Genomic DNA, 6,022 nt, shown 5'->3' on the forward strand with positions numbered 1-6,022 from the left:
GTAATTTTTGGCTCTTCCGTACTTAGTGTGCCAAATTATCAGTTTTCTGATGCCCTACACCTTAGCTGGCTGGGATTTCAAGGGGCTCGCTCTTCTACCGCAAGTTGCCATAAGGGAAGCTAAGAGTATAAATGAGCTCAAAGCCTTACCTAGCAAAGCCTTGAGGAGAAATTTAAGTTAACGCGATCACACTAAGTACGGAAGAGCCTAATTTTTGAGGACTAAAGTTTATCAAATACGATTACGATCGCCTATTTCAGAACAATTAGAAATAAAGTTTCTTCACGCGATTTACTCACTATCGCGGAAGCTAAAGAATATCTCGAAGAAGTTCTGTTTTCACTAGGAACAGCTAATGTCGATCGCGATGTCACTTCGGAAGTACGAGAAATGGATTGCTATATTAGTTTGTTAGTTCTCACGCTTAAACCAGCCCCAAACGCAGTGCTTTAACGGCTGCCCTAAACCAGCCCTAAACGCAGTGCTTTAACGGCGGCGTGGGTGCGATCGCTCGCTTCAAATTTAGCTATAATCATCTCTACATGACCTTTGGCGGTGTGGACGCTCATTCCTAGCCCAGCGGCGATTTGTTTATTGCTTTTACCCTCAACTAGCTGCTGCAAAACCTGCATTTCCCGTTCTGTCAGCTTGATGTCGTCATTCGCATAGCTTTCGGGCAGTGGCGTTTTGAGATTTTGCAGCACGCAGTCGGCAATCTTAGGGTCTAGGTAACTGCCACCTTCTTGCACAGTCGTAATCGCTGCTAGAAGTTGTTCTGCGTTAGTGCCTTTAACGCAGTAGCCGTGAGCGCCGCTTGACAAAGCCGCCATTACCTGAGTTGGATTGCTGTGGTGGGTGAGCATCAGGATGCGAGTATGCGGCAGTGCGGCTCTGATTTGCTGCGCGGCTGCAATACCGTCGATTCCGGGTAAGTCAATGTCCATCAGGGCGATGTCTGGTTGGTGTTGCAGTGCAGCACTGACGGCTTCGTTGCCGTTAACAGCTTGTGCGACAACTGTTAAATGGGGTTGGTTATTGAGGATATGCTGTAGACCGAGCTGCATCATCGGGTCATCTTCAACTATCAGGATGGTTTTTAGTTGGCTTGTTTTTGGTTGGGTGGCGGTAGTTGCAGTCACGGCTAAGATTCCTACTACATTTTATCCATAGTCTATTGTTTTTCCTCATATTAAAGAGTGTCATCCTCCTATGGAGAGAAGAAAAGTATTAATTTTTGGGCGATTGCGTCGGCAATAGGGTGGATATCTCTCGATAGGAGGATGGCAATAAAATGTAAACAGATTATATCGACACTTCGTTGACTTCATCCAGATTGATTTCATCCAAATTAATAGCTGTTGCTACTTCCTTCGGTTGAGGTGTTAGATGACCATTGAGCTTGATAACTGTTTGTTCTCTCTCTCGTTCAATGGTAGTCAAAAGCCAATTTTGAGTTTGTCGGTGTTGCTTGCTGTCCCAGGCAAACAGAACTTTTTCTGCTTGTTGAGTCGGGTGCAGTGCCAAAATAATCAGTTGCAGCTTGTGAGGCTCGATCTCGAAGAATTCGGCAGCTACCCATAACTTAACTCGGTCTTGCCAAGTCAGTACAGGATGGCGAATCGCCCACTCAAATAGTCTGGGTGTTCCTTTGACTAAACCCACATTTGTACGGACTTGTATCACTTTAAATGGAGGAGAAGGGGAAGAATTTTCTTCTGTCACTCCCCTTTTTGTTCGGTCTAGTTTTGTTTGAAGTGGAATGTCAACAAACAGTTTTCGCTGCGGTAAAAACAGTGATGGCGATAGTTCTTTGAGCTGGAAAACCCACTGCTGGAACTGGGGGTGACTGTTGAGAATTGGCTCGACAGGTAATCCCATTAAAATTTGCTTGACAAGCAGTTGCAAGCGTTCTTGCAGATAGGAAGGAACAAGAGGTGGCTCTTGTAGTGGGCTAGTATGAATAGTTTGATTGAGGTCGGATAGAGTAAGGAGGTACATTGCTCAGAGCATAAAAGACTGAGCAATAGCGGCGATCGCCAGAAGTCAGGGGGGAATGGAGAATGAGACGCTGACTTTTCCGGCTTCTCAACCGAAAACCGTGAGGGTGTAGGCTGCTTGTTACCTAATTATACAAGTTTGGCTAAAAATGCTACTGATGAAGAAATGATATCGGCAATATCATCTGGATCGAGGGAATAAATCTTTGCTAAAACTTCTTTTTTAATTTTTTCAGAGCCTATCCTCTTGCTGCCACTCACTTGACCGATCGCCACCTCATCCAAACCGCGTTGATAAACTGATAAGGATATTTCTCCATCCAAATAAAGTTGCAGAGTCTTGGTACTGCCACCGCTTAACTTTGCCAGTTGCCGAAAGTTCTTAGAATCGGATTCGGGTATTGTTTTCCCCTTTAACCACCGATATATTGTTGAAAAATCTACTCCGATAGCGGACGCTAAAGCGCTTTGAGTCCAGCCTTCTTTCAGCAGCAGCTCGATCAACTGAGTCAGCCGCTTTTGGCGATCGAGTATAAGAGAAGACACAGAGCTAACAGTCACAAGTACTTACCTGACGCTATTACAGTACACTATTTTACTTTCTGTAACATAGAAACCTCTTCGCTACAGGAGGGATTGAGACAGGATCTTTCGAGAATCAGATAAATTACCTCGGATCAGATAAATTACCTGGCACTATACATCTATTTAACGGTAAAGTCCTTGTATTTGCAAGGTTTGAGCAATTTTTTGACGATCGCATTTTTGACTGCCCCTGCTGTATTTTACCCCTTTTCTACAAAATTTGAGCAATCAAAGCCTTAATCGATTACGCAACTACCCTTGCATTATGCAATACTTAATGTTGCACCGCGCAAGACGGACGGAACATCAATGTCATCCTCCAACACAGTTCGCGGTTCTGATGCACATAACTTCTCTGTTGTTCGCAGCGCTGAACTCACTGCGAGAGTTGCACAGGACTGCCAGCCAAACAAAGCCGACGCTAAAGATTTGTCTGCCCAGAGCACGCTCACTGATGCTGAAGCATTAGAATTAAGCAGCTTGGAAGCTACAGTCGAACGGAGCTTGAAAGCTTTTTGGGAAATAGGGCAAGCTTTGCGCCATATCCGCGATCGGCGTCTCTACCGACAAGACTTCTCGACTTTTGAAGACTATTGCACTAATCGGTGGGAAATGTCTCGTCGCTCAGCTTACCAATTGATCGAGGCGGCAACCGTGTACGAAAATGTGCGCCATGGCGCACAAATCCTTCCCGCCAATGAGCGCCAAGTTCGCCCTCTAACAGCACTACCCTCCCAAGAGCAGCCTAGGGCTTGGGCCCAAGCCGTTTCTACTGCTCCGAACGGCAAACTTACGGCTTTTCACGTTGCCCAAGTTGTTGAAGAACACCAGAAAAAAATTTCGAGGAATAAGTCTAACAACGAGAACAGTTCCAAAAACCAACGAACTCAAACAGCCAATCATCCGTCAAACCGTGAAATTTCAGCATCCACTCAAAAGAATGCTGGGGAATTGGGAGCAACATCCAGTCAGACAGAAACTCCATGCCGAAGCTGCTGGAATTGCTATCATTGCAGTTTTGAGCCTGTTCAAGACGACCCTCACAGTTTTTATTGTCAAAAGCTAGGCAAACTAAGCTTTATTGAGAAAGATGGTAACGAACGGGGATCTAAATGTAAATTGTGGCTCGATCGATGGATCGAGCCAGAGTTAGTCAAAAAGGCAAGACGAGCCCAACGAGATACTTTTACCTTAACTCTACAGCTCCCGATACACCTGCAAGCCCAGATGCAAGATGCGGCTAAAACTCAAGGGCTGGCTGTAGTAGATTGGGCTGCACAAGTCCTCAAAGCAGCAGCTTCTACAATCAGTTTTGCTTCTGAAGTCCAGCCTACTCATAACATTACGCCCGCCGCCACAAGTGAGAATTAGGTACGTATAGGGCTAGAAATCATCCAAATTAAACAGCGTAAATTGATGAGGCGATGTTGTCGTCTTTCTGGGTCGGCGTTTGCCCTTAACAACTTCTTGAACTACTGGATTAGAGTGAATTGATGTCTGATCATTCAAGTCAATAACTTCTGAGCTTTCTCCTGAACTTATTTCATGTTCGACAGGACAATCAGTATCATTTTTAGCCTGAGACTCGACTGGCTCAAACCACTCATTATACCAGTAAGCAGCGTTTATTGATTCGGGTCGATCGCTACTTAAAGTATTGCCAAGGAGCAAATCAGTTTGACCCAACCACCAAATCGGAACAGCCAGCCAAGGTGAAAACATATAAAACTGAAACAAAGCGCATTTTAACAGAGTAGGGTCTATATCTTGACCGATACCGCTCAGACAGTAATTTGACTGTGTTAACATTAAAGCACCCGTACCGCACGCAGGTTCATTGAAGCTGGAAATTCGCTCTGTCTTATCACCACTGACTAACTTAGATATCAACTGACACAAAGCTAAGGGTGTAGGATAAAACCCTGAACTTTTTTGAGCAGTCTTTCCGCAAATTTGGGGTAGCAGTCTGCCCATATAATCTTCAGGATACAGTATAAGAATTGACAGGTCAAACATCTGATAAAGACGCATTGATGCACCTTCACAGCCGGCGGGTTCTTTGGGTAAAATCTTGTAAGCTGGATGTCCTAATGCGAACAAAACCCAGTCCAAGAAAAACTCCAAATAGTCCCAAGCTGACCAAGTTTTCCATTCTCCATGTTGAGGAATGCAATTGAGACTGTCATCTAACATGGCTTCTGCGGTAGGAGAATGCTGCCATTCAATTTGGGGAATCGGTTCTGCTGGCAAAGTTTCCTCAATTACAAATTTGGGTAAGTTTTCGGGTTTTCTGTTCTCCAGAATGGCTAGCATTGGCTCCATCTTCCACCGCATCCAGACATGACTAGGGACAGCTTGACACAAAGCCCAATAATCCCACCTTCCCCACAAACATCGGTCTATTTGTGCGAGAATTGTTAAAAGCCAGCCATGCTTTAAATCTCGTTTTAGGTTGGGGATTAAAGCTTGCTTTTTCTTTGGTTTATAGGGTTGCTTTCTGAAATGTAACAGCGTTGACTCTCTAGTTTTGGAGTCAATGATTGGCAAGACAAGCCTGTTTTTCATGAGTACAAATCTGAAAAATGCACCCATAAAAACCGCAGTAGCGGTTCGCACAATTCTATGTTGATGCAAGCAGCGTCTTGTTTAATAAAAACAGTAAAAACAAATTGGGAATAGGGCGTAGCTTTTTTGTTTGAAAAAAGCTACACTCTATTCCCCACTCCCATTTTCCCTATTTCTCTCCCCATTCCCATTTCTCAGCCATCAATTCCACCAATTTTTTGATATTTAAGGAGTAGAAAATGCTTCGCATAGCAGCAGCCCCACCTGTTTGAGTAAAGCTTTGTTACCATCAGGACATCCCGACTGAATCAAACATTTAGGACAGCCAGAACTGCAAGAACAACTGCGGGCTAACTCAGCAGCCGCATGAGCTAATTGAGGGAGAGAACGAAAAATAGCTTCCGAGGTTCCCGAACCTCCTTCTGCTAAATCGTAAAAGAGTCCTGCATAGTCATTTGCACCTCTCTTCTCTACCAGAAAATTCACATCATTAGCGGAAGCCAAAATAGTCAGAGGTAAAGCTGCTAAAATTTGATGGCCGAAACTGTGAATAGCCAACAAATTCGCGGGGTACTCCCACAATTGCTGATATCCGGGAGGAATCGGCTGTTGAGACTGAAGCAATTCCTGGCGAGTAGCTGTTACTACCTGTTGCAGATAACATTCAACCGGGGAATTAAAACTAATTTGCAGTACAGGAGTCGCAAATTTGATTTCGTAAGGTTGCTCAAAGTTCACCTCATTAAGAATCGATGTTAGTTCAGCCGAGCGAGTTCTCTTCCCACAAACAGGACAGGCAGTAAGTAGGTAGGCGTAAAAAAACCAAATCATGTTAAGATAAGTAAACACTCAAGATTTGATTTACAAAATCAACA

General features: G+C 44.3%; 6 protein-coding genes. 1 reads left to right on the forward strand and 5 read right to left on the reverse strand.

Annotation, left to right across the window (positions count from 1 at the left end; all coding sequences use genetic code 11):
- Positions 1-461: 461 nt before the first annotated feature.
- The 3 genes from QUA16_RS12190 to QUA16_RS12200 form a co-directional block, all read right to left on the reverse strand.
- A complete protein-coding gene (locus QUA16_RS12190) occupies positions 462-1,139 on the reverse strand; it encodes a response regulator transcription factor (protein WP_333103618.1) in 678 nt (225 codons plus the stop codon).
- A gap of 163 nt (positions 1,140-1,302) precedes the next feature.
- Positions 1,303-1,998, reverse strand: a complete 696-nt coding sequence (locus QUA16_RS12195; protein ID WP_333103619.1) for a hypothetical protein — start codon at positions 1,996-1,998, stop codon at positions 1,303-1,305.
- A 128-nt stretch (positions 1,999-2,126) separates the two neighbouring features.
- Entirely contained in the window at positions 2,127-2,558 is a 432-nt protein-coding gene (locus QUA16_RS12200; RefSeq protein ID WP_333103620.1) for a helix-turn-helix transcriptional regulator, read from the reverse strand.
- A 333-nt stretch (positions 2,559-2,891) separates the two neighbouring features.
- On the opposite strand from QUA16_RS12200, the gene QUA16_RS12205 reads away from it, so the two are divergent.
- Positions 2,892-3,953: a hypothetical protein gene (locus tag QUA16_RS12205; RefSeq protein ID WP_333103621.1), complete on the forward strand. Its 1,062-nt coding sequence runs from the start codon at positions 2,892-2,894 to the stop codon at positions 3,951-3,953.
- Between the two features lie 12 nt (positions 3,954-3,965).
- On the opposite strand, the gene QUA16_RS12210 is transcribed toward QUA16_RS12205, so the two are convergent.
- Positions 3,966-5,147, reverse strand: coding sequence for a hypothetical protein (locus QUA16_RS12210; RefSeq protein ID WP_333103622.1), 1,182 nt, complete (start codon positions 5,145-5,147; stop codon positions 3,966-3,968).
- Positions 5,148-5,372: 225 nt separating this feature from the next.
- Positions 5,373-5,885, reverse strand: coding sequence for a DUF1998 domain-containing protein (locus QUA16_RS12215; protein WP_333103623.1), 513 nt, complete (start codon positions 5,883-5,885; stop codon positions 5,373-5,375).
- Between the last annotated feature and the right edge of the window lie 137 nt (positions 5,886-6,022).

This window comes from Microcoleus sp. S13_C3, from assembly GCF_036700905.1.
Lineage (GTDB): Bacteria > Cyanobacteriota > Cyanobacteriia > Cyanobacteriales > Microcoleaceae > Microcoleus.

What these genes read in the sequence shown, in the direction of transcription:
- QUA16_RS12195 (WP_333103619.1), bottom strand. Translation starts at nt 1,998, where the DNA reads ATGTACCTCCTTACTCTATCCGACCTCAATCAAACTATTCATACTAGC.
- QUA16_RS12205 (WP_333103621.1), top strand. Translation starts at nt 2,892, where the DNA reads ATGTCATCCTCCAACACAGTTCGCGGTTCTGATGCACATAACTTCTCT.
- QUA16_RS12210 (WP_333103622.1), bottom strand. Translation starts at nt 5,147, where the DNA reads ATGAAAAACAGGCTTGTCTTGCCAATCATTGACTCCAAAACTAGAGAG.